Source organism: Streptomyces sp. NPDC051569 (genome assembly GCF_044454085.1).
GTDB lineage: Bacteria > Actinomycetota > Actinomycetes > Streptomycetales > Streptomycetaceae > Streptomyces.
This window is the reverse complement of record NZ_JBITDJ010000016.1, coordinates 91,427-113,853: the sequence shown is the minus strand read 5'-3', so window position 1 is coordinate 113,853 and position 22,427 is coordinate 91,427. Positions and strand designations below refer to the sequence as shown.

17 protein-coding genes are annotated in these 22,427 nt (G+C 70.7%); 13 read left to right on the top strand and 4 right to left on the bottom strand.

Translation table 11 applies throughout. The features are described from left to right. Positions 1 to 79: 79 nt before the first annotated feature. The gene (hflX, locus tag ACIBAE_RS21910; RefSeq protein ID WP_399288067.1) at positions 80 to 1,570 is read left to right on the top strand and encodes a GTPase HflX; all 1,491 of its coding nucleotides are present in this window, start codon (positions 80 to 82) and stop codon (positions 1,568 to 1,570) included. 181 nt (positions 1,571 to 1,751) lie between these two features. Here hflX and ACIBAE_RS21905 read toward each other — a convergent pair whose 3' ends face one another. Continuing rightward, on the bottom strand, positions 1,752 to 2,975 hold the full coding sequence (locus tag ACIBAE_RS21905) for a trypsin-like serine peptidase (protein ID WP_399288064.1): 1,224 nt from the start codon (positions 2,973 to 2,975) through the stop codon (positions 1,752 to 1,754). A 407-nt stretch (positions 2,976 to 3,382) separates the two neighbouring features. Here ACIBAE_RS21905 and ACIBAE_RS21900 point away from each other — a divergent pair, with 407 nt between their 5' ends. The 5 genes from ACIBAE_RS21900 to ACIBAE_RS21880 all read left to right on the top strand — a co-directional run bounded on the left by ACIBAE_RS21900 (position 3,383) and on the right by ACIBAE_RS21880 (position 11,406). Then, positions 3,383 to 4,747 carry a diaminobutyrate--2-oxoglutarate transaminase family protein gene (locus ACIBAE_RS21900; RefSeq protein ID WP_399288061.1) on the top strand — a complete coding sequence of 455 codons (1,365 nt, stop codon included), beginning with the start codon at positions 3,383 to 3,385 and terminating at the stop codon, positions 4,745 to 4,747. 29 nt (positions 4,748 to 4,776) lie between these two features. Continuing rightward, on the top strand, positions 4,777 to 6,675 hold the full coding sequence (locus tag ACIBAE_RS21895) for an IucA/IucC family protein (protein WP_399288059.1): 1,899 nt from the start codon (positions 4,777 to 4,779) through the stop codon (positions 6,673 to 6,675). Positions 6,676 to 6,716: 41 nt separating this feature from the next. Continuing rightward, on the top strand, positions 6,717 to 7,454 hold the full coding sequence (locus tag ACIBAE_RS21890) for a GNAT family N-acetyltransferase (RefSeq protein WP_399288056.1): 738 nt from the start codon (positions 6,717 to 6,719) through the stop codon (positions 7,452 to 7,454). A gap of 104 nt (positions 7,455 to 7,558) precedes the next feature. Then, entirely contained in the window at positions 7,559 to 9,397 is a 1,839-nt protein-coding gene (locus tag ACIBAE_RS21885; RefSeq protein WP_399288171.1) for an IucA/IucC family protein, read from the top strand. Positions 9,398 to 9,435: 38 nt separating this feature from the next. Continuing rightward, entirely contained in the window at positions 9,436 to 11,406 is a 1,971-nt protein-coding gene (locus tag ACIBAE_RS21880; protein WP_399288053.1) for an ATP-dependent DNA helicase, read from the top strand. A 208-nt stretch (positions 11,407 to 11,614) separates the two neighbouring features. Here the strand turns inward: ACIBAE_RS21880 and lexA are convergent, their stop codons facing one another. Then, a complete protein-coding gene (gene lexA / locus ACIBAE_RS21875; RefSeq protein ID WP_399288050.1) occupies positions 11,615 to 12,400 on the bottom strand; it encodes a transcriptional repressor LexA in 786 nt (261 codons plus the stop codon). Positions 12,401 to 12,998: 598 nt separating this feature from the next. Between lexA and nrdR the strand changes: the two genes are divergently transcribed. Continuing rightward, complete coding sequence (gene nrdR, locus ACIBAE_RS21870; protein WP_399288048.1) at positions 12,999 to 13,508, top strand: transcriptional regulator NrdR; 510 nt, start codon at positions 12,999 to 13,001, stop codon at positions 13,506 to 13,508. Between the two features lie 147 nt (positions 13,509 to 13,655). Continuing rightward, positions 13,656 to 16,553 (top strand): vitamin B12-dependent ribonucleotide reductase, encoded by a 2,898-nt coding sequence (locus tag ACIBAE_RS21865; RefSeq protein WP_399288045.1) that lies wholly within the window; start codon positions 13,656 to 13,658, stop codon positions 16,551 to 16,553. A 194-nt stretch (positions 16,554 to 16,747) separates the two neighbouring features. On the opposite strand, the gene ACIBAE_RS21860 is transcribed toward ACIBAE_RS21865, so the two are convergent. Further along, entirely contained in the window at positions 16,748 to 17,272 is a 525-nt protein-coding gene (locus tag ACIBAE_RS21860) for a TerD family protein (protein WP_399288043.1), read from the bottom strand. A gap of 214 nt (positions 17,273 to 17,486) precedes the next feature. On the opposite strand from ACIBAE_RS21860, the gene ACIBAE_RS21855 reads away from it, so the two are divergent. The 5 genes from ACIBAE_RS21855 to ACIBAE_RS21835 all read left to right on the top strand — a co-directional run bounded on the left by ACIBAE_RS21855 (position 17,487) and on the right by ACIBAE_RS21835 (position 21,501). Continuing rightward, on the top strand, positions 17,487 to 18,092 hold the full coding sequence (locus ACIBAE_RS21855) for a YdbC family protein (protein ID WP_399288040.1): 606 nt from the start codon (positions 17,487 to 17,489) through the stop codon (positions 18,090 to 18,092). Positions 18,093 to 18,124: 32 nt separating this feature from the next. Next, positions 18,125 to 18,784 (top strand): histidine phosphatase family protein, encoded by a 660-nt coding sequence (locus ACIBAE_RS21850; protein WP_399288037.1) that lies wholly within the window; start codon positions 18,125 to 18,127, stop codon positions 18,782 to 18,784. Between the two features lie 12 nt (positions 18,785 to 18,796). Further along, positions 18,797 to 19,720, top strand: coding sequence for an ADP-ribosylglycohydrolase family protein (locus ACIBAE_RS21845; RefSeq protein WP_399288035.1), 924 nt, complete (start codon positions 18,797 to 18,799; stop codon positions 19,718 to 19,720). A gap of 313 nt (positions 19,721 to 20,033) precedes the next feature. After that, positions 20,034 to 20,744, top strand: a complete 711-nt coding sequence (locus tag ACIBAE_RS21840) for a ribonuclease HII (RefSeq protein WP_399288032.1) — start codon at positions 20,034 to 20,036, stop codon at positions 20,742 to 20,744. A 118-nt stretch (positions 20,745 to 20,862) separates the two neighbouring features. Beyond that, complete coding sequence (locus tag ACIBAE_RS21835; protein ID WP_399288029.1) at positions 20,863 to 21,501, top strand: hypothetical protein; 639 nt, start codon at positions 20,863 to 20,865, stop codon at positions 21,499 to 21,501. Between the two features lie 127 nt (positions 21,502 to 21,628). Here ACIBAE_RS21835 and ACIBAE_RS21830 read toward each other — a convergent pair whose 3' ends face one another. After that, positions 21,629 to 22,258 carry a hypothetical protein gene (locus tag ACIBAE_RS21830; RefSeq protein ID WP_399288026.1) on the bottom strand — a complete coding sequence of 210 codons (630 nt, stop codon included), beginning with the start codon at positions 22,256 to 22,258 and terminating at the stop codon, positions 21,629 to 21,631. Positions 22,259 to 22,427 lie beyond the last annotated feature (169 nt).

The window sequence follows — 22,427 nt, the reverse complement described above, 5'->3', positions numbered from 1 at the left end:
ATCCCGACGGTCACACGTTGTGACTGCCATACGGGCACGGACTTCTCCGTGACCGGCTTTTCTTCGACGTAAGGATCCAATGACCTCCTCTTCTTCCCCTTCTCAGGACGCGCAGAACTTCGCGGACCCCCGCACGGACAGCCTTCGGGCCGATGCCCTGATGGAAGAGGACGTCGCCTGGAGCCACGAGATCGACGGAGAGCGGGACGGCGAGCAGTTCGACCGCTCCGAGCGCGCCGCCCTGAGGCGCGTGGCGGGGCTCTCCACCGAGCTGGAAGACGTCACCGAGGTCGAGTACCGCCAGCTGCGCCTGGAGCGCGTCGTGCTGGTCGGCGTCTGGACCTCCGGGACCGTGCACGACGCGGACAACTCCCTCGCGGAGCTGGCCGCGCTCGCCGAGACGGCGGGCGCGCTGGTTCTCGACGGTGTGATCCAGCGCCGTGACAAGCCCGACCCGGCCACGTACATCGGTTCCGGCAAGGCCCAGGAGCTGCGGGACATCGTGCTGGAGACCGGCGCGGACACCGTCGTCACCGACGGTGAGCTCAGCCCCGGCCAGCTGATCCATCTCGAAGACGTCGTCAAGGTCAAGGTGGTCGACAGGACCGCCCTGATCCTGGACATCTTCGCCCAGCACGCCAAGTCCCGCGAGGGCAAGGCGCAGGTCGCGCTGGCACAGATGCAGTACATGCTGCCGAGGCTGCGCGGCTGGGGTCAGTCGCTGTCCCGGCAGATGGGTGGCGGCGGTGGTGGCGGCATGGCCACCCGCGGCCCCGGTGAGACCAAGATCGAGACGGACCGGCGCCGGATCCGCGAGAAGATGGCGAAGATGCGCCGGGAGATCGCGGAGATGAAGACCGGCCGCGACATCAAGCGGCAGGAGCGACGGCGCCACAAGGTGCCCTCGGTCGCGATCGCCGGGTACACCAACGCCGGGAAGTCGTCGCTGCTCAACCGCCTCACCGGCGCGGGCGTCCTGGTGGAGAACGCGCTGTTCGCCACCCTGGACCCGACCGTGCGCCGGGCCGAGACCCCGAGCGGCCGCCTGTACACCCTGGCCGACACGGTCGGATTCGTCCGGCACCTGCCGCACCACCTCGTCGAGGCGTTCCGCTCGACGATGGAGGAGGTCGGTGACTCCGACCTGATCCTGCACGTGGTGGACGGCTCGCATCCGGCGCCGGAGGAGCAGCTGGCCGCCGTGCGCGAGGTCATCCGCGACGTGGGCGCCGTGGACGTCCGCGAGATCGTCGTGATCAACAAGGCGGACGCGGCGGACCCGCTGGTCCTCCAGCGGCTGCTGCGGATGGAGCGGTACGCGATCGCCGTCTCGGCGCGCACCGGACAGGGCATCGCCGAGCTGCTCTCACTCATCGACGCCGAGCTGCCCAGGCCCGAGGTCGAGGTCGAGGTGCTCCTGCCGTACACACAGGGCGGACTGGTCTCGCGGGTGCACGCCGACGGTGAGGTGCTGTCCGAGGAACACACCCCGGAGGGCACCGCGCTCAGGGCACGCGTCCACGAGGAACTGGCCGCCGCGCTCGCCCCGTACGTACCGGTGGCGCGCTGACCGCTCCCGTCGGGCGGGCACGCCCCGGCTGATCGTGAGGACGCTGTCGTACGACAGAGGACGCGTCGTACGACAGCGGACCGGCCTGACGGCGAAGGCCCGTCCTCCCCCCTGACATCCAGGGAGGAGGACGGGCCTTCGCCGTACGCCGTGATGAGTCGCGGAGCCCGTGGACCGGGCCCTACCGGCCCGCGAACTTCTCGCTGACCATGTCGTAGACGCCCTTGGCCACATCGCCGAGGCGCGGACCGGCCAGCCAGCCGGCGTCCGCCGGCCCGATGGAGGTGTTGGACACCAGCGCGGGCCTGCGGTCCTGGCCGATCGCGACCCAGCCACCGCCGGACGCGCCGCCGGTCATGGTGCAGCCGAGCCGGTACATCGTCGGGGCATCGGCGTCGAGTGACAGCCGGCCCGGCTTGTCCTGGCACTGGTAGAGCTTCTGGCCGTCGAACGGCCCCGTCGCCGGGTAGCCGCTCGCGGTCATGCCCGCGATGTCCGCGGTGGCCGGAGCGTTGAAGTCCACCGGCAGGGCCGCGCCGACCGTCTCCTCCAGCGATGTGCCGGTGCCGCCCTTCTCCGGGGTGACATGGATGACCGCGAAGTCGTACGGAGCGCCCGCGCCGCCGGTCGACGCGCCCTCCGCCATCCACTGCTCGGAGGTCTGGGCCCAGTCGGCCCACCACATCCCGTGCGGCGTGACCTGCTCCTTGCCGGCGCTGCCCAACTCGGTCGTCGACAGACCGTCGTTGTTGTACGACGGAGCGAAGGCGATGTTCCGGTACCAGCCGCCGGTCCTGCCGGCGTGCACGCAATGGCCGGCGGTCCACACCATGTTGGACTTGCCGGGGTGCGCCGGGTCCTTGACCACGGTCGCCGAGCACACCATCGAACCCTCGGGACCGTCGAAGAACAGCTTGCCCGCCTCCGGCGCGCTGTCGCCGTACGGCGTCTTCACGGCTCGTGCCCCGACCGGCCGCGGCGTCGGGTCGGTGACCCCCGCGTCGCCCGAGATGTCCTGCTCCTCGACGGGGTGCTGGGGTCCCTCGGCGTCCCGCATCCGGTCCGCGTCCCACAGACCCTGGATGATCGGGTTGACGAAGTCCCTGGCCTCACGCAGCCAGGTGGCCCGGTCCCAGTTCTTCCATTCGCCGCCCCGCCACTTGTCCATGTCGATCCCGCGCTCCTTGAGGCGCTCCTTGAGATCGTCAGGGATCTTGATCCTGCCGTCGGACGAGCTGCCGGCGCTCTGATCCGGCTGGTCGGACGCGTTGTCCTCGCCGGGAGCACAGGCGGTCGCCGTCAGCGCGAGGGCCACGGCTATCGAGGCCGCGCCGAGGGCGGAGGACATTCCGTGCCGCGCGCTCGCCCCACGGCGTGCGGTGGACATCGGGCGAATGGGTCGCATGGCGTGATCTCCCTGGGACTTCGGGACGGACGTCGGAACGCGTCGCGGAACGGTGGAACGGACCGCGAGGCGAACGGACTGCTGAACGGATGGCGGAACGGACGGCGCGACCGGCTCCGGAACTGACGCGGAAACAGTTGCCGTGGTGGAAGGAGCCGATGGGGCACCCGGCCGCGGTGCCCGAGCCGGGGCGCGGCCCTCAACTATGCCGTTGCCGATACGGACGGCGCACGGCAGGGCCGTGGTTCCGCGCCACAAGGATCTTCCGACGAACCCGTGATCCCCCGTGTCCGGCGTCGTTGGTATGTACGGGGGACACACCAGCGGTCACCGTCGAACATCCGGCGGGTGAGCGCCGTACGTACTGACACGCAACCGCACTGGGACAGCCGGAGGACCGATCAGCCGTGGCCGTGACCGAACCAGCACCGGCGGCGGCGACCGTCGCTCACGAGGGCATTCTCCGGCGTCAGGCGCTGCGCGAATCGGCGGCCCGGACGTACGCGAGGTCACTGCCCATCGTGCCGGTGCGCGCCCGGGGCCTGACGATCGAAGGGGCGGACGGGCGGCGCTACCTCGACTGCCTCTCCGGGGCGGGCACCCTGGCCCTCGGCCACAACCACCCGGTGGTGCTGGAGGCGATCAGAAAGGTCCTCGACTCGGGTGCCCCGCTGCACGTGCTCGACCTCGCCACCCCCGTCAAGGACGCCTTCACCAGCGAGCTCTTCGCCACCCTGCCACCGGAGTTCGCCAAGAACGCGAGGGTGCAGTTCTGCGGGCCCGCGGGCACGGACGCGGTCGAGGCCGCCCTGAAACTCGTCCGCATCGCCACCGGCCGCGACGGGCTGCTCGCCTTCACCGGCGCCTACCACGGGATGACCGCCGGAGCCCTCGCCGCCTCCGGAGGCGCCCCGGACGTACGGGTGACCCGACTGCCCTACCCGTACGACTACCGCTGTCCCTTCGGTATCGGTGGGGAACGCGGCGCCGAACTCGCCGCTCGCTGGACCGAGAACCTGCTCGACGACCCCAAGGGCGGACTGCCCGCCCCCGCAGGCATGATCCTCGAACCCGTGCAGGGCGAAGGCGGGGTGATCCCGGCCCCTGACACCTGGCTGCGCGCCATGCGCCGTATCACCGCCGAACGGTCCATCCCACTCATCGCCGACGAGGTGCAGACAGGAGTGGGACGGACCGGTACCTTCTGGGCCGTGCAGCACAGCGGGATCACTCCTGACGTCATGGTGCTCTCCAAGGCCATCGGCGGCTCCCTGCCGCTGGCGGTGATCGTCTACCACGCGGACCTCGACCAATGGGAACCCGGCGCCCACGCGGGCACCTTCCGGGGCAACCAGCTGGCGATGGCGGCGGGCGCGGCCACCCTCGCTTACGTACGCGAGAACCGGCTCGCCGACCGCGCCGCGATCCTCGGCGCCCGTATGCTCGGCCAGCTCCAGGGCCTCGCCGTGCATCATCCGTGCATCGGGGACGTACGAGGCCGCGGCCTCATGATCGGCGTGGAACTCGTCGATCCGGAGGCCGGCGACCCGGCCCCGCCGGCCTCCGCCCTCGCCGCCGCGGTCCGGCGGGAATGCCTCGACCGCGGCCTCATCGTCGAACTCGGCGGACGTCAGAGCGCTGTCGTACGGCTGCTCCCTCCGCTCACGCTCACCGACGAACAGGCCGTGGCCGTTCTCGACCGGTTCGCCGACGCGCTGGCCGCCGCCGAGCGTGCCGCCCTTCGCGGAGAAGAGACCGGCTCGTCGTGCTGACCCCTGACCACCCCACAAGGAAGCCCTCCGTGAACCCCACTCCCGCACCCGAAGTGCCCGAGACCGACAGCCTTCCTGCCGCCCGCGAGCCGGGGAAGATCCCGGCGCACGGCACCCGTACCGCCGAATCGGCGACAGTGCCACGGCAGTCGGGGGGCGGCTTCGGGGCACCACACCCGCCCGCCGGGGGCCCGGCTACCCTCCCGGCGGCCGATCACCTCGATCACCCCGACCCGCACAAGGCGGCCGACGCGGCGACCGTCGAGAATCTGCTGCGCTGCTGGGTCAGGGAGAACAACGTGTCCCGCCCCGACGGCCAGGTGCTGCGGATCCCGCTCGACGCCAGCGGCACCGCGCTCCTCGTCCCGGTGCGCTACTGGTCCGCGACGGGCTGGCACCGCTTCGGGATGCCGTTCCTGGAGAACGCGCCCCAGGACGCCCCCGCCGCCGAAGCCGTCACCGTCGCCGCGCTCATCGGCCGTGAGTCGGGCCGCTACCAGGGCGCCGATCTGGTCGGCCGCGTCGCCAACTCGGTCGGCCACACGGCGGACTTCCTCGCCGACCGGCGCCGCCACCCCGGACCGGCCCCCGAAGCGGACCTGTTCCTCACCGCTGAGCAGTCGCTGCTCCTCGGCCACCCCCTCCATCCCACGCCCAAGAGCCGGGAAGGGCTCTCCGAGGCCGAAGGGCGGCTCTACTCACCCGAGTTGCGCGGCTCCTTCCCGCTGCACTGGATGGCCGTCGACCGGTCCGTACTCACCGCCGACTCGGCCTGGACCGAGCAGGGCCGTGTCCTGCCCGCCGAACAGCTCACGGCCCGCCTCCTCGGCGACCTTTCCCTTCCCCGCCACACCGTCCCGCTGCCCCTCCACCCCTGGCAGGCCCGCGAACTGAAGCACCGTCCCGCCGTCGCCGAGCTCCTCGATGCGGGGCTCCTCCACGACCTCGGGCCCCACGGAGCCGCCTGGTACCCCACGTCGTCGATCCGCACGGTGCACCGGCCCGGTGCCGCCGCCATGCTCAAGCTCTCCCTCGGCGTCCGCATCACCAACTCCCGGCGGGAGAACCTCCGCAAGGAACTCCACCGGGGCGTCGAGGTCCACCGGTTGCTGCGGAGCGGCCTCGGCAAGGAATGGAACGCCGCCCATCCGGGCTTCGACATCATCCGCGACCCCGCCTGGCTCGCCGTGGACACCCAGGACGGCGAAGCCGTGGGCGGCCTCGACGTCCTGGTGCGCCACAACCCGTTCGGCCCCGGCGACGACGCCGTCTGCATCGCCGCACTGACCTCGCCACGGCCCGGCCCGGGTGGCCCCGGCAGCCACTCGCGCCTGGCCGGGATCGTCACCGGACTCGCGGCCCGTACCGGCAGGTCCACCGGGGCGGTGGCCGCCGAGTGGTTTCTGCGCTATCTCGACCAGGTCGTACGGCCGGTGCTCTGGCTGGACGGCACCGCGGGCATCGCGCTGGAGGCGCACCAGCAGAACACGCTGGTGCTTCTCGACACCGACGGCTGGCCCGTCGGCGGGCGCTACCGGGACAACCAGGGCTACTACTTCCGCGAATCCCACCGCTCCGCGCTGGAACGCCGCCTCCCCGGCATCGGTTCGGCCAGTGACACCTTCGTCTCCGACAAGGTCACCGACGAGCGCTTCGCCTACTACCTCGGCATCAACAACATCTTCGGCCTGATCGGCGCCTTCGGCGCCCAGAGCCTCGCCGACGAACGCGTTCTCCTCGCCGCCCTGCGTCAGTTCCTCTCCGGCACGGCCCCACTCGGCTCGCCGCTGTCCCGGCATCTCCTGGAAGCCCCCACCCTGCGCTGCAAGGCCAACCTGCTCACCCGGCTGCACGGCCTCGACGAACTCGTCGGCCCCGTCGACACCCAGTCCGTCTACGTCACGATCGCCAACCCCCTCCGCCCCTGACCGCACACGACCGTCCGAACTGCTGAGAGGAGAGCGCCACCGTGCCTCCCACCGACGCGAGCGCCGACACCGGAACCGGCCCCACCCCGCAGATCGGCGAGGGCACCGAGGACACCCTTGATCTACGGCTCTCCGAGGAGCTCAAGGCCATGTTCACCGAGGGCGGCCTGCCGGCCGGTGAGCCGCCGGCCGACGACGCCCCGCCCGGTGACCTCCTCGACACCCCTGGTGGCTGGGGGCCGGTGACCACCTCCTTCGGTGTCTTCCAGCTCGTTCCCGTACGCGTCGAACGTGATCTGGCACTGATCACCCGCTGGATGAACGACCCCGCCGTCGCCGCCTTCTGGGAGCTGGCCGGTCCGGGAAGTGTCACCTCCGCCCATCTGCGCCCCCAGCTCGACGGCGACGGACGCAGCGTGCCCTGTCTCGGCGTGCTCGCCGGCGTCCCCATGAGCTACTGGGAGATCTACCGGGCGGACCTCGATCCGCTCGCGCGCCATTACCCCGCGCGCCCGCACGACACCGGGATCCACCTCCTCGTCGGAGGCGTCGCCGACCGCGGCCGGGGCGTCGGCACCGCTCTCCTCGGAGCCGTCTCCGACCTCGTCCTCGACCATCGTCCCCGCTGCGGGCGGGTCATCGCCGAACCCGATCTCCGTAACACCCCCTCCGTCGCCGCCTTTCTCAGCGCCGGCTTCCGCTTCTCGGCCGAGGTCGACCTGCCCGGCAAACGAGCCGCCCTGATGATCCGTGAACGCGCCCTGCGCGAGCTGCTGTGAATCTTCATCACCCTCTGTACACCGCTCGAGCCGCATCGGTTCCCTTCTGAGGAGTCCCCGTGCCGAAGTCCATAGCCGCCCATGACTCCATCGCCCATGACTCCATCGCCCCCGACTCCACCGCCCCCGACTCCACCGTCCGCACCGGCGCCGCCGAGCCGGCCGCCCTCTTCTCGCCGCCCGAGCTGAACCCGCGGTCCTGGGACCGGGCAGCCGGTCGCCTCCTCGCCAAGATGCTCGGAGAATTCGCGTACGAGGGGATCATCGAGCCGGTCCCAGGACCCGCCGAAGGCCACTACGCCCTGACGCTCGACGACGGCGGGACGCTCACCTTCCGGGCCACGCGAGGCGCGTACAGCGGCTGGCGCGTCGAACCCGGCTCCGTCGAGTGCCAGGACGAGCCGTTCACCGACCCCCTGCGTTTCCTGCTGCGCGCCCGGCACCTGCTGGCACTCGACGGCGGCACCCTCGGCCATCTCCTGCGGGAACTCACCACCACCCTCGCCGCCGACGCCCGGCTCGACCACTCGGCCCTCAGCTCGGCACACCTCGCCGACCTCGACTACGCCGAACTCGAAGGCCACCAGACCGGTCATCCGTGGATCGTCCTGAACAAGGGAAGAAACGGCTTCTCCGGTACGGATGCCGCCCGCTGGTCCCCCGAGGCCCGCACGCCGGCCCGGCTCCCCTGGATCGCGGTCAGTACCTCCCTCGCCACGTACCGAGGCGTCCCGGCCCTCGACACGCCGGACCGGCTCTACGCCCTCGAACTGGACGCCTCCGTCCGCGAGCGCTTCGACGCCGTGCTCCGTGACCGGGGCCTCGACCCCGCCGGCTACCTCTACCTGCCCGTACACCCCTGGCAGTGGGACGAGGTGCTGCTGCCGCTCTACGCCCCGGCCATAGCCGGCGGAGCGATCGTCCCCCTCCCCGCGGACGGTGATCTCCGGCTGCCGCAACAGTCGATCCGCACGTTCCTCAACGTAGGACGGCCGGACCGGCACACGGTCAAACTGCCGCTGTCGATCCTGAACACCCTCGTATGGCGCGGACTCCCGACCGAACGCACCCTCGCGGCGCCCGCCGTCACCGCGTGGGTGCATGCCCTGCGCGACGCGGACCCGTTCCTGCGGGACGAATGCCGGGTGATCCTGCTCGGTGAGGTCGCCTCCGTGACCGTCGGGCACCCCCTCTACGATCACCTGCCCGAGGTGCCCTACCAGTACAAGGAACTGCTCGGCGCGATCTGGCGCGAGCCCCTCCCGGCCGCGCTCGCCCCCGGGGAACGCGCCCGTACCCTCGCCTCCCTGCTCTCCACGGATCCTCAGGGGCGGGCGTTCACCGCCGAACTCGTGGCCCGTTCCGGGCTCACCGCGGACAGGTGGCTCCGGCGCCTCTTCTCGGCCCTTCTGCCGCCCCTGCTGCACTTCCTCTACCGCTACGGGACCGTCTTCTCCCCGCACGGAGAGAACGCCATCGTCGTCTTCGACGACCACGACGTGCCCGTACGGCTCGCGATCAAGGACTTCGTCGACGACGTCAACCTGAGCGCCCAGCCGCTGCCCGAGCACGACACCATGCCCAGGGACGTGAAGGACACCCTCCTCACCGAGGAGCCGGCCTTTCTCACCCAGTTCATCCATTCCGGGCTCTTCGTCGGCGTCTTCCGATTCCTGGCGCCGCTCTGCCAGGAACAGCTGGATGTTCCGGAGGAGGAGTTCTGGTCCCTCGTACGGGCGGAAATCCTGCGCTATCAGGCGCGCTTTCCCGAGTCCAAGGAGCGGTTCGAGACGTTCGACCTGTTCACACCGCATATCGAGCGCCTCTGCCTCAACCGCAACCGCCTCCATCTCGACGGCTACCGCGACCGCCCCGAACGGCCGCACGCCGCCGTGCACGGTACGGTTCCCAACCCGCTGGCCTCCTGGCGGCCGAGCGAGTGACCGCTGTTGTCAGTGGCGCCCCGTAGGGTGGTCGGGCTATGACGAAGCCATCACTTCCCGAGCTCCTCCACGCCGCCGTCACCTCGGTGGGCGGTGTGGAACGGCCAGGCCAGGTCACCATGGCCGAGGCCGTCGCCGAAGCCATCGACGCCCCGTCCCATCTGCTGGTCCAGGCCGGCACCGGCACCGGTAAGTCGCTCGGCTACCTGGTGCCGGCCCTGGCCCACGGAGAGCGGGTCGTGGTCGCCACGGCGACCCTGGCGCTCCAGCGCCAGCTGGTGGAGCGCGACCTTCCGCGTACGGTCGACGCCCTGCATCCCCTGCTGCGCCGGCGCCCCGAGTTCGCCATGCTCAAGGGCCGCTCGAACTACCTCTGCCTGCACCGGCTGCACGAGGGCATGCCGCAGGACGAGGAGGACGGTCTGTTCGACCAGTTCGAGGCGGCAGCGCCCACCAGCAAGCTGGGCCAGGACCTGCTGCGGATGCGGGACTGGGCGGACGACACCGAGACCGGTGACCGCGACGACCTCACGCCCGGGGTCTCCGACCGCGCGTGGTCCCAGGTCTCCGTCTCGTCGCGGGAGTGCCTGGGGGCGACGAAGTGCGCGTACGGCGCCGAATGCTTCGCCGAGCAGGCGCGGGAGCGTGCCAAGCTCGCCGATGTCGTCGTGACCAACCACGCGCTGCTCGCGATCGACGCGATCCAGGGCGCCCCGGTGCTTCCGTCACACGAGGTGCTGATCGTCGACGAGGCCCATGAGCTGGTCTCCAGGGTGACCGGGGTAGCCACCGGTGAGCTGACCTCGGGCCAGGTCAACCGGGCGGTGCGCCGATCGGCCAAGCTGGTCAACGAGAAGGCCGCGGACGCCCTGCAGACCGCCGCCGAGACCTTTGAGCGGCTGATGGAGCTGGCCCTACCCGGGCGGCTCGTGGAGATTCCCGAGGACCTCGGCTATGCCCTGATGGCGCTGCGCGACGCGGCGCGTACGGTCATCTCGGCCCTGGGCTCCACCCGGGACAAGTCCCTCCAGGACGAGGATGTCGTGCGCAAGCAGGCGCTGGCCTCCGTCGAGTCCATCCACGGGGTGGCCGAGCGGATCGCCAACGGCTCCGAGTGGGACGTGGTCTGGTACGAACGGCACGACCGGTTCGGCGCGTCGCTGCGGGTCGCCCCGCTCTCCGTGTCCGGGCTGCTGCGGGAGAAGCTCTTCACCGACCGCTCCGTCGTCCTCACCTCCGCCACGCTCAAGCTGGGCGGTGACTTCAACGGTGTGGGCGCCTCGCTGGGTCTGGCGCCGGAAGGCACGGAGGGCGACGACGTCCCGCAGTGGAAGGGCATCGATGTCGGCTCGCCGTTCGACTATCCCCAGCAGGGCATCCTCTACGTCGCCCGCCATCTGGCGACGCCCGGCCGGGAGGGATCCCGCGGCGACATGATGGATGAGCTGGCCGAGCTGGTGGAGGCGGCCGGTGGCCGTACGCTCGGCCTGTTCTCCTCGATGCGGGCCGCCCAGGCCGCCGCCGAGGAGCTGCGCGGCAGACTGGACGCCCCGATCCTGCTCCAGGGTGAGGAGACGCTGGGCGAATTGATCAAGGCTTTCGCCGCTGATCCGAAGACGTGTCTGTTCGGCACGCTCTCGCTGTGGCAGGGCGTCGATGTGCCGGGGCCGAGTTCGCAGCTCGTGGTGATGGACCGGATTCCGTTCCCGCGTCCGGACGATCCGCTGATGAGCGCGCGCCAGAAGGCGGTGGAGGAGGCCGGTGGCAATGGCTTCATGGCGGTGGCCGCGACGCACGCGGCTTTGCTGATGGCCCAGGGGGCCGGCCGGCTCGTCCGGGCGAGCGGCGACCGGGGTGTGGTGGCCGTACTCGACCCGAGGTTGGCCAATGCCCGCTACGGCAGCTTCCTGCGGGCCTCCCTGCCGGACTTCTGGTACACGACGGACCGTAACCAGGTACGACGGTCTCTCGCGGCGATCGACGAATCCGCCAGAGCCGACGGCCGGTAGTCGCACCCGTCGATCGACCGGCCACCACCGGCGGGTGGCCGGCTCCGCGCGAGCGGCGGGTGGGGGCTCGACCCGCGAAAACCTTGACCCGCACAGCTTCCCCGCACAGCTTTCCCGCGCAACCTTCGCGCACAGCGTTGCCCCGCAAAACAATGGGCCCCGGGACCGGCGCAGAGGTCCCGGGGCCCGGTCGGAGCCGGTGGAGGTGTCACACCCGGCGCAGGACCGCCACCACCTTGCCGAGGATCGTCGCCTCGTCGCCGGGGATGGGTTGGTAGGCGGCGTTGTGCGGGAGCAGCCAGACATGGCCGTCCTCGCGCCGGAAGCGCTTGACCGTCGCCTCGCCGTCGAGCATCGCGGCCACGATGTCGCCGTTCTCCGCGACGGGCTGGCGGCGGACCGTCACCCAGTCGCCGTCGCAGATCGCGGCTTCGATCATGGAGTCGCCGACGACCTTCAGGAGGAAGAGCTCCCCGTCGCCCACCAGCTGGCGGGGGAGCGGGAAGACATCCTCGACGGACTCTTCCGCGAGGATCGGTCCGCCGGCCGCGATCCGGCCGACCAGCGGGACGTAGGAGGCGGCGGGCTTGCCGGTCGTGTCCGTCTGCTGGGTGCTCGGCTGGTCGGAGCCGCGTACCTCGTAGGCCCTCGGCCGGTGCGGGTCCCGGCGCAGGAAGCCCTTGCGCTCCAGAGCCATCAGCTGATGGGCGACCGACGAGGTGCTGGACAGGCCCACGGCCTGGCCGATCTCCCGCATGGAGGGCGGATATCCACGGCGCTGCACGGAATCCCTGATGACCTCGATGACCCTGCGCTGCCGGTCCGTGAGTCCGGAGCTGTCCGCCCTGATTCCCGGAGGGCGTCCGGGCAGTGCGCGGTTGGGCTTGGGGCCCTCCGGATTCGTGACTGAGTCATTCATGGCATGCACCGGCTCGAGTCGGCTTTGGGAGCGATCCTGGGCAGTGATGGTGGCACTGTCTGCGGTGGTGGTCACGTCGGGCCCCTCTCGAATTGGTCTCCCTAGCTGGACAACGGTAGTAGCTTTCGAAAGGTTGCGCCAAACACACGTTCGAGTGAAAAATCGACGAGAGTCCGACGTGAATGTCTGACGCGGTGTATGGACGTGGTTCATGGGCGTCGGCGAATTCCCACCCCTCACGCTATCGGCCGGTTCCGTGTCGTCGGCGTTGTCGGTCCCGTCGTCCCGTTGTCCCGTCGGTCTCACCGGCCTCGTCGTCCGGTCGGTCTCTCGCGTCATCGGTGCCTCGGCCCGGCGCCATCGGCGTCCTGGATGGTGGCGAGTCTCCACCGAGCGGCCCGCGAGCCGGACCGCCGAGCCCTTCGGCCCCCTTTCCGTACGCCCGCCCGCCGCCCCCAAGGCGCCGTCGCAAGCCTTCCCGTGCGCGACACGCGCGGGGCGGCGGAGTGCGGATAAACCCAAGATCTAGTGGTTGGATTTTCGTGGCCACCCAGAGGTTGTGGTCCCGGGTCATTCGAGGCCCAGGCCATCCCCTATGCTTGGGGTTGCTTCGAGGGGCTCTTTCCGGGCCCTGACGAGGCCATTCAGTCACACTGTGAAGGAGGGTCGGACCATGCACTGCCCCTTCTGCAGGCACCCCGACAGCCGTGTTGTCGACAGTCGCACCACCGACGACGGGACGTCGATCCGACGCCGCCGCCAGTGCCCCGACTGCTCCCGCCGTTTCACGACGGTGGAGACGGCCTCGCTGATGGTTATCAAGCGCAGTGGTGTGACCGAACCCTTCAGCCGTACGAAGGTCATCTCCGGTGTGCGCAAGGCGTGCCAGGGGCGGCCGGTCACCGAAGACGCCCTCGCCAAGCTCGGCCAGCGGGTCGAGGAGGCGGTGCGTGCCACCGGGAGTGCCGAATTGACCACCCACGATGTGGGGCTGGCCATACTCGGCCCGTTGCAGGAGCTCGACCTCGTCGCGTACCTGCGTTTCGCGTCCGTGTACCGGGCGTTCGATTCACTGGAAGACTTCGAGGCCGCCGTCGCGGAGCTGCGCCGACGACCTCTCACCGATCGGAGCGGCGCCGGAGAGACCCACGAGGTCCCCGTGCCCGCCACCGCCGCGGACTGACCGGCCGGCTTTCACCGGCCGCTCCGCGGCACCACACATACCTGCCCCGGGCGCCCTTTCGCGGCGCCCGAGGTGTCAGACACACGCGCCGTGCCAGGGGAAGAACGTGGCACTTTTAGGCGTTTTTGTACGTATATGGGAGGCGGCATGACAGAGACGGCGAGCGGCTCGGCACGGGGTTCCCGCACCAGGGGAACGAAGTCCGGCAAGGGCCTGCGTATCGAGCGCATCCACACGACACCCGGCGTGCATCCGTACGACGAGGTGGCGTGGGAACGCCGTGACGTCGTCATGACCAATTGGCGCGACGGCTCGGTCAACTTCGAGCAGCGTGGCGTCGAGTTCCCCGACTTCTGGTCGCTGAACGCGGTCAACATCGTCACCAGCAAGTACTTCCGCGGGGCCGTCGGCTCCCCGCAGCGCGAGACCGGGCTGAAGCAGCTCATCGACCGGATCGTGAAGACGTACCGCAAGGCCGGCGAGGACTATCAGTACTTCTCCTCGCCCGCCGACGCCGAGATCTTCGAGCACGAGCTGGCCTACGCCCTCCTGCACCAGGTCTTCAGCTTCAACTCGCCGGTCTGGTTCAACGTCGGCACGCCCCAGCCCCAGCAGGTCTCCGCCTGCTTCATCCTGTCCGTCGACGACTCCATGGACTCGATCCTCGACTGGTACAAGGAAGAGGGGATGATCTTCAAGGGCGGCTCCGGCGCCGGCCTGAACCTCTCGCGGATCCGCTCCTCCAAGGAACTGCTCTCCTCCGGAGGCAACGCCTCCGGACCGGTCTCCTTCATGCGCGGCGCCGACGCCTCCGCCGGAACGATCAAGTCCGGTGGCGCCACGCGCCGTGCGGCCAAGATGGTCATCCTCGACGTCGACCACCCCGACATCGAGGACTTCATCGAGACCAAGGTCAAGGAAGAGGAGAAGATCCGCGCCCTGCGCGACGCGGGCTTCGACATGGACCTGGGCGGCGACGACATCACGTCCGTCCAGTACCAGAACGCCAACAACTCGGTCCGGGTGAACGATGAGTTCATGAAGGCCGTCGAGACCGGCGGCAAGTTCGGACTGCGCGCCCGGATGACCGGTGAGGTCATCGAAGAGGTCGAGGCCAAGTCCCTCTTCCGCAAGATGGCCGAGGCGGCGTGGGCGTGTGCCGACCCGGGCATCCAGTACGACGACACGATCAACCACTGGCACACCTCGCCCGAGTCCGGCCGGATCAACGGCTCGAACCCGTGCAGTGAGTACATGCACCTGGACAACACGTCCTGCAACCTGGCCTCGCTGAACCTCATGAAGTTCCTCAAGGACGACGGCGAGGGCAACCAGTCCTTCGAGTCCGAGCGCTTCGCGAAGGTCGTCGAGCTGGTCATCACCGCGATGGACATCTCCATCTGCTTCGCGGACTTCCCGACGCGGAAGATCGGTGAGAACACCCGCGCGTTCCGCCAGCTCGGCATCGGCTACGCCAACCTCGGCGCCCTGCTGATGGCCACGGGCCACGCGTACGACTCGGACGGAGGCCGCGCGCTCGCCGGCGCCGTCACCTCGCTGATGACGGGCACCGCCTACCGGCGCTCCGCCGAGCTGGCCGCGGTCGTCGGCCCGTACGACGGCTTCGCCCTCAACGCCGAGCCGCACAAGCGGGTCATGAAGCAGCACGCCGACGCCAACAGCGTGGCCGTCCACGTGGACGACCTGGACAAGCCCGTCTGGGCCGCCGCCACGGAGGCCTGGCAGGACGTTCTCCGCCTCGGCGAGAAGAACGGCTTCCGCAACGCCCAGGCGTCGGTCATCGCGCCCACCGGCACCATCGGTCTCGCGATGTCCTGCGACACCACCGGCCTGGAGCCCGACCTCGCCCTGGTCAAGTTCAAGAAGCTGGTCGGCGGCGGATCGATGCAGATCGTCAACGGCACCGTCCCGCAGGCGCTGCGCCGCCTCGGCTACCACCCCGAGCAGATCGAGGCGGTCGTCGCCCACATCGCCGAGCACGGCAACGTGATCGACGCGCCCGGTCTGAAGACCGAGCACTACGAGGTCTTCGACTGCGCCATGGGCGAGCGCTCCATCTCCGCCATGGGCCACGTCCGCATGATGGCGGCCATCCAGCCGTGGATCTCGGGCGCGCTGTCCAAGACGGTGAACCTCCCGGAGGCCGCGACCGTCGAGGACGTCGAAGAGGTCTACTTCGAGGCCTGGAAGATGGGCATCAAGGCCCTCGCGATCTACCGCGACAACTGCAAGGTCGGTCAGCCGCTCTCCGCCAAGAAGAAGGAAGAGAAGGTCGCGGAGAAGGCCGAGGACACCATCCGCCAGGCGGTGGAGAAGGTCATCGAGTACCGCCCGGTCCGCAAGCGCCTCCCGAAGGGCCGTCCCGGCCTCACCACCTCCTTCACGGTGGGCGGTGCCGAGGGCTACATGACCGCCAACTCCTACCCCGATGACGGTCTCGGCGAGGTCTTCCTGAAGATGTCCAAGCAGGGATCCACCCTCGCCGGGATGATGGACGCCTTCTCGATCGCCGTATCGGTCGGTCTGCAGTACGGCGTGCCGCTGGAGACGTACGTCTCCAAGTTCACCAACATGCGCTTCGAGCCGGCCGGCATGACGGACGACCCGGACGTACGGATCGCGCAGTCGATCGTCGACTACATCTTCCGCCGTCTCGCTCTGGACTTCCTGCCCTTCGAGACCCGCTCGGCCCTCGGCATCCACTCGGCCGAGGAACGCCAGCGTCACCTGGAAACCGGTTCGTACGAGCAGTCCCTGGACGATGACGACCTGGACGTCGAGATCCTGGCGCAGTCCGCACCGCGCCGGACCGAGGCCCCGGCTGTGGTCTCCCCGGTCGCGCCCCAGGCGGCCGCGGTCGTGGCCCCCGCGCTGAAGGAAGCGCGCAGCTCGGCCGAGCTGGTCGAGATGCAGCTCGGTATCAGCGCCGACGCCCCGCTCTGCTTCTCGTGCGGTACGAAGATGCAGCGCGCCGGATCCTGCTACATCTGCGAGGGATGCGGTTCCACCAGCGGCTGCAGCTGAGCCGTGGCGCGGTGATCAGTCGCACGCTCCGAGGGGCGGCGGGCCGATGGGCTCGCCGCCCCTCGGGGCTGTGCGCGGGGATTTTCGCGTGCCTCCGCGCGTGTCTCCGCGCGTGCCTTGTGCGTGGGGTGTTCGCGCGGGGCCCTACCGCGGGCCTCGCGCGGTAGGGCCCCGCGGGACGAGCGGTCCCCGGATCAGGCGCGGCCCATCAGGGCGCCGAAGGACTGCGGGTCCGTGTCGAAGCCGCGGACGGACGTACGGAACTGCCAGGCCCCCGAGGCGTCCCGGGTGAACTCGGCGACCGTCGCCGCCGTGGAGCCGGCGACATCGGCGAAGTCGTACTCCGCGAGCTCCGTGTATCCCTCCTGGAACTGGATCTCGGGGCTCGCTATGTCGCCGAACGTCCTGCGTCCGTCACGCTGCTGAATGGCCACGCCCACCAGGACGCGGACGTAGGCCGTCCCCATCCGGTCCAGCTCCAGCGTCATCTCCTCGTCGGAGCCGAAGCCCTGGCCCGTCCTGCTCTCCCGCTCCAGGGTGATCGTGCCGTCCGGCGACCGGCTGCCGAAATAGACCAGGTAGTCGGGGTCCCCGGTGGGGGCGGCCGACGTGTAGGTCGCCGCGACCAGATCGAGATCGTGTGCGGGCTCACCCAGGGGACTCGGGTCCCACTTGAGCGTGACCCCGATCTTCGCCACTCCTCTGTTGAGACTGCTCACCGGTCTGCCCCCTCTCCGAACCGGGCCGGGTCCTCGGCCTTCGACGTAAGGCTAGTCCGCGGTGCCGACAACGCGCCGGGCGGGAAGTCCAGTTGACGCCATCTTGGCCGATACTCGCCGCACCATGGTGGAGTGTCGGCCCTGTGCGGGATGCTGAGGGACATAGTCGCCCGGACGACGACCGGTGACGCGCCGCGCCCCGTACGATGGCGCGGTGCTGGTCAAGTGGATTCGCTGCACCGTGACCGATCGTCGGGGTTTTGAGCGCGGGCAGCGGAAATGGGCGGGGTTGCTCGGTGAGCCGGGTTTCCGGGGGCAGGGCGGGGGATGGAGCAGGAGCAGGCCGGGCGTGGCCCATGTCGTCGCGTTCTGGGAGAGCCGGGCGTTCTACGACTCGTTCATGGCGCGCTCGCACGACCGGCTGGCGGCCGCGCAGTCGGGGACGTACAAGGACCTCCAGGCCAAGCTGTTCGACCACCGCTTCGATGTGAAGACCGGTTTCGAGCCGCGCTTCACCGACGCGGACGTGGTCCGGGTCGCGCACTGCACGGTCCATGAGGAGCGGGTCGAGCACTTCGCGCTGATGCAGGAGAAGGTGTGGAACCCGGCGATGGCGGGTTCGCCCGGGATGGTGCGCGGACTGTTCGGGGAGGCGCCCGGGCATGAGTTCATCGTGCTGTCCATGTGGCAGTCGGCGGGCGAACACGGAAAGTACCGGGACGAACGCGTGGAGCGGCTGACCCTGCGCGCCCAGACGGCCGCGGACGTGGCGGCCCTGGCGGGCGACGTCGTCGACCTCGAACCGTCCTGGACGGTATGACGGGCTGATCCGGACCGATCTATGGTCGTGACATGGCACGACCGCGGCGCATCGTCCTGGTCCGGCACGGCGAGTCGGCGGGAAACGCCGACGACACCGTGTACGAGCGTCAGCCCGACCATGCCCTGAGGCTCACCGAGACCGGCCGGCGGCAGGCCGAGGAGACCGGCGTGCGGCTGCGCGCGCTGTTCGGCCGGGAGCCGGTGAGCGTCTATGTGTCGCCGTACCGCCGCACCCACGAGACACTGAGCGCGTTCGCCCTCGATCCGGCACGGGTGCGGGTGCGGGAGGAGCCCCGGCTGCGCGAGCAGGACTGGGGGAACTGGCAGGACCGCGACGACGTACGGCTGCAACGGGCCTGGCGCGACGCGTACGGGCACTTCTTCTACCGCTTCGCGCAGGGCGAGTCGGGTGCCGATGTGTACGACCGGGTCGGAGCGTTCCTGGAATCCCTCTACCGGAGTTTCGAGGCGCCCGATCACCCGCCGAACGTGCTGCTGGTGACCCATGGCCTGACCATGCGGCTGTTCTGTATGCGCTGGTTCCACTGGTCCGTCGCGGAATTCGAATCGCTGTCGAACCCGGAGAACGCGGAGACACGCACCCTGCGGCTCGGCCCCGACGGAAAGTACACGCTGGACCGGCCGTTCAGGCGCTGGCGTACCCCTGAACCGTACGGACGCACCGGATAGGGTGAACGGTCGATGACCGCTGACACGACATCCGACCGGCGCTGCGAACGCGCCCTGGCCAGCCTGCGCGGACTGGCCGTGGGAGACGCCCTGGGCTCCCAGTTCTTCGTACCTTCGAACCATCCCCTGCTGAAGCGGCGGGAGCTGCCGCCGAGCCCCTGGCAGTGGACCGACGACACCGAGATGGGCGCCTCGGTCCTGGCCGTGCTGGCCGGGCACGGCCGCATCGACCAGGACGCGCTCGCGCACTCCTTCGCCGAGCACCACGACTTCGACCGCGGTTACGGCCCCGCCGTCAACCGGATGCTCCGGCTCGTCCGGGAGGGCGGCGACTGGGGCGAGCTGGCCGCAGGGCTCTTCGACGGCCAGGGCTCGTGGGGCAACGGGGCCGCGATGCGGATCGCGCCGCTCGGCGCCTGGTACGCCGGAGACCCCGAGCAGGCCGCACAGCAGGCCGAGATCTCCGCGTACACCACACACCAGCACCGCGAGGCCGTGGCGGGCGCCATGGCGGTGGCCGCCGCGGCGGCGCTCGCGGCGGACCCGGCGGGGCCGCCCGCACCGGAGGAACTGCTCGACGCCGTCGTCGCGCTGGTGCCACGCGGCGCGGTGGGAGCGGGGCTTCGGCGGGCACGGGGCATGCTCGATCACGGTGACGCCGACACGGTCGCATCGGTCCTCGGCCGCGGGCGGCGCACCAGCGCGCAGGACACCGTGCCGTTCGCCCTCTGGTCGGCGGTGCGGGCCCTCGGCGACTTCGAGCGGGGATTCTGGACCACGGCCCAGGTGGGCGGCGATGTGGACACCAACTGCGCCATCGTCGGGGGCGTGATCTCCGCCGGGGCGGCAGGGGCGCCGCCGGGGCGCTGGCTGGAACAGACGGAAGACCTCCCCGGCTGGCTGACCAACGGCCTGCCGGCGGCCGGGGGCCGCTGACGTCCCGGCCCGGTCGGTCTTCGGGCCGGTCGGTCTTCGGCCCGGTCGGGCGCGGGCAGGGCCCGGGAGATCCTCGCGCGAGCGCGACCCGTCGGGTGGCCCTCAAGGAGGCGCCCCCCGTGCCCGCACGCGCCGGGGCTGCTCGGCTCCGTTCGCCGATGTCACCGGTCCCGGCCGATGGCGGACCGGTCACGGAGAGTCCCGGATCCGCGCCAGGGAGCGGATCCGGGACACCCCACCGGAGGGCTCCGCGAGGGACGGCCGGTACCCGGTCTGTCGCGACGTCTTCGGGCGGCGTAATCTTGCTCGCGCCATGCCGTACGAACCACCCACGCACACCGTCGAGCGCTCGCTCCGGGCCACCACCGACGCCAGGATCATCGCTGGCGTCGACGAAGTCGGACGCGGAGCGTGGGCCGGGCCGGTCACGGTGTGCGCGGCCGTCACCGGACTGCGCAGACCCCCGGCCGGACTCACCGACTCCAAGCTGATCAACCCCAAGCGCCGTACCGAGCTGGCCGGTGAGCTGGAGAGCTGGGTCACCTCGTACGCCCTCGGGCACGCCTCCCCGGAGGAGATCGACGCCCTCGGGATGACCGCGGCGCTGCGGCTCGCCGCCGTACGCGCCCTGGAGGCGCTGCCGGTACGGCCCGACGCGGTGATCCTCGACGGCAAGCACGACTATCTCGGAGGGCCCTGGCAGGTGCGTACGGTCATCAAGGGCGACCAGTCCTGCGTCTCGGTGGCGGCGGCCTCGGTCATCGCCAAGGTGCGCAGGGACGCGATGATGGCCGAACTGGGCGCGGGGTCCGACGAGTACACCCCCTTCGCCTTCGGCGCCAACGCCGGTTATCCCTCGCCGGTGCACAAGGCGGCACTGGCGGAGCGGGGGCCGACGCCGCAGCACCGGCTCTCCTGGTCCTATCTCGACGCGCTGCCCCGGTGGCGGCACCTCAAGAAGGTCCGGGCCGCTCCGGAGGCCGTCGCTCTGGAAAGCGGGGGCCAACTCGGCTTCGATTTCTGAAACATCCGGTGAACTTTCCGGCCTGTTCCGGCCTGCGTGCCCCCCGGCCGCAGGCAAGGGTGCGAATGTGCCCACCCGTCGGTGCTTTTCCCACCGGCGTTTGATAGACATCCCCGTCATGCCTCTCATCCCCGAGGAGTCTCAGATTCACGAGAGAGCCCAGGGTTCCAGCGCTACGCCGGCCACCGGCCACGCCGCGCAGACCCCTCGTCCTGTACCCGGTCCGCGTCCCGTACCCGGTCCGCGCTCCGCGTCCACGCCGCGTCCCGGACGTCCGGGCCCCGGTCCCGCGAGGCCCGCGCCGCCGGCGCAGCGCTCGCACAGCTCCGCCGGGCAGCCCCAGGCGCCCGGGCCCAGCACCCCTTCCACTCCCCAGATCCAGCTGATCCCGGCTCCGGTGGACGGGGCGCTCGACGCCGCGGAAGAGGCGGTCGACCTGCTGCTCGACTCCGGTCGGGCGCCGGGCGACATCCTGGTGCTCACCACCGGTGAGCAGCACCCGTGGGCGGTCCACGAGCTGTCCTTCGGGGAAACCGCCTACTGGGCCCAGCACGACGCCCGCGAGGACGTCTTCTTCGCCGGTGCCGCCGCCGTCGCCCGCGCGCAGTCCCGGCCCGTCGTGGTCGTGGCGGTCAACGGAGGCGGTGACGACGCCTTCTCCCAGCTGCTGCCGCTGGCCAGGGAGCGGGCCGCCACCCTGCTGGTCGTGTGCGGTGACGCCGAGCGGATCAACGCCCTCCTGGGCGCCGGCGTCTGAGCCGCACCCCGCTCGGTGCGCCTCCGCGCGCGTGGGTCGTACGTCCCGGTCGTGACCCGGCTGCCCGTTCAGGGGGCGGCCGGGCCGCCGCCGTGACGGACCCGGCGCGCGGCGGCGGCCCGGCCGCTCAGCGGGCGGCCGTGCGGCGCAGCGCCTCCACGGCGCCGCCGCCACCGCGCAGCAGTGCGGGGCCGGTGTCGGACAGCGTCCGCGCCAGAGCGGCCGGCGGGGATTCGGAGCTTGGCCGACGGCCCCCGCGTCCTTCGCCCAGCACCTGCCAGCCGCCCCGCGTCAGCGTGATGTACGCACCGCACCGCAGACCGTGCAGGGTGCAGGCGTCCCGCAGCCCCCACATCCAGGCCCCGTCCTCCCGCGTCCAGCGTTCGTCACCGTCACGGCAGTAGAGCAGGACGGCGGTGCGCACGGGTGCGCGGCGGCGCAGATCGTGCGGGATGACACGGCGCAACTGCGCCAGCAGCGCGTTGCGGAACTCCCAGCCGTCCACCTGCGTGGCGCGCGGGGTGAACGAGGCGCTGGCGATGAGCCGTTCCTCATGGTCGAGCACGGCCACGACGGCGGTCGCCGGAGTCGGGTGGTGCCGGCTGTGCAGGCCGCTGACGACCTCACGCGGATCGCGCAGCAGGGGTATCCCCGCCGCGGCCCATTCGGCCGGTTCGAGCATCCTGGCGAGGTGGCTGACGGAATCGGCGGGCGTGGTGATCGAAGTGGCTGCGGACGAAGCGAATCCGAAGGTCACGTTCCTCCCTTCGCATACGCGCCCACAGTGCGGGCAGGGTCGGGTGGGGACGCTCCGCGGCACAGCCCTTGCGGACCACGACCGGGCCGTGCGGGGGGCAGTTCCGATTCTTCCTGGCGTATGCGCGTGCGGCAACGAGCAATTGACACTGCTGACCGTAATGCTCTGG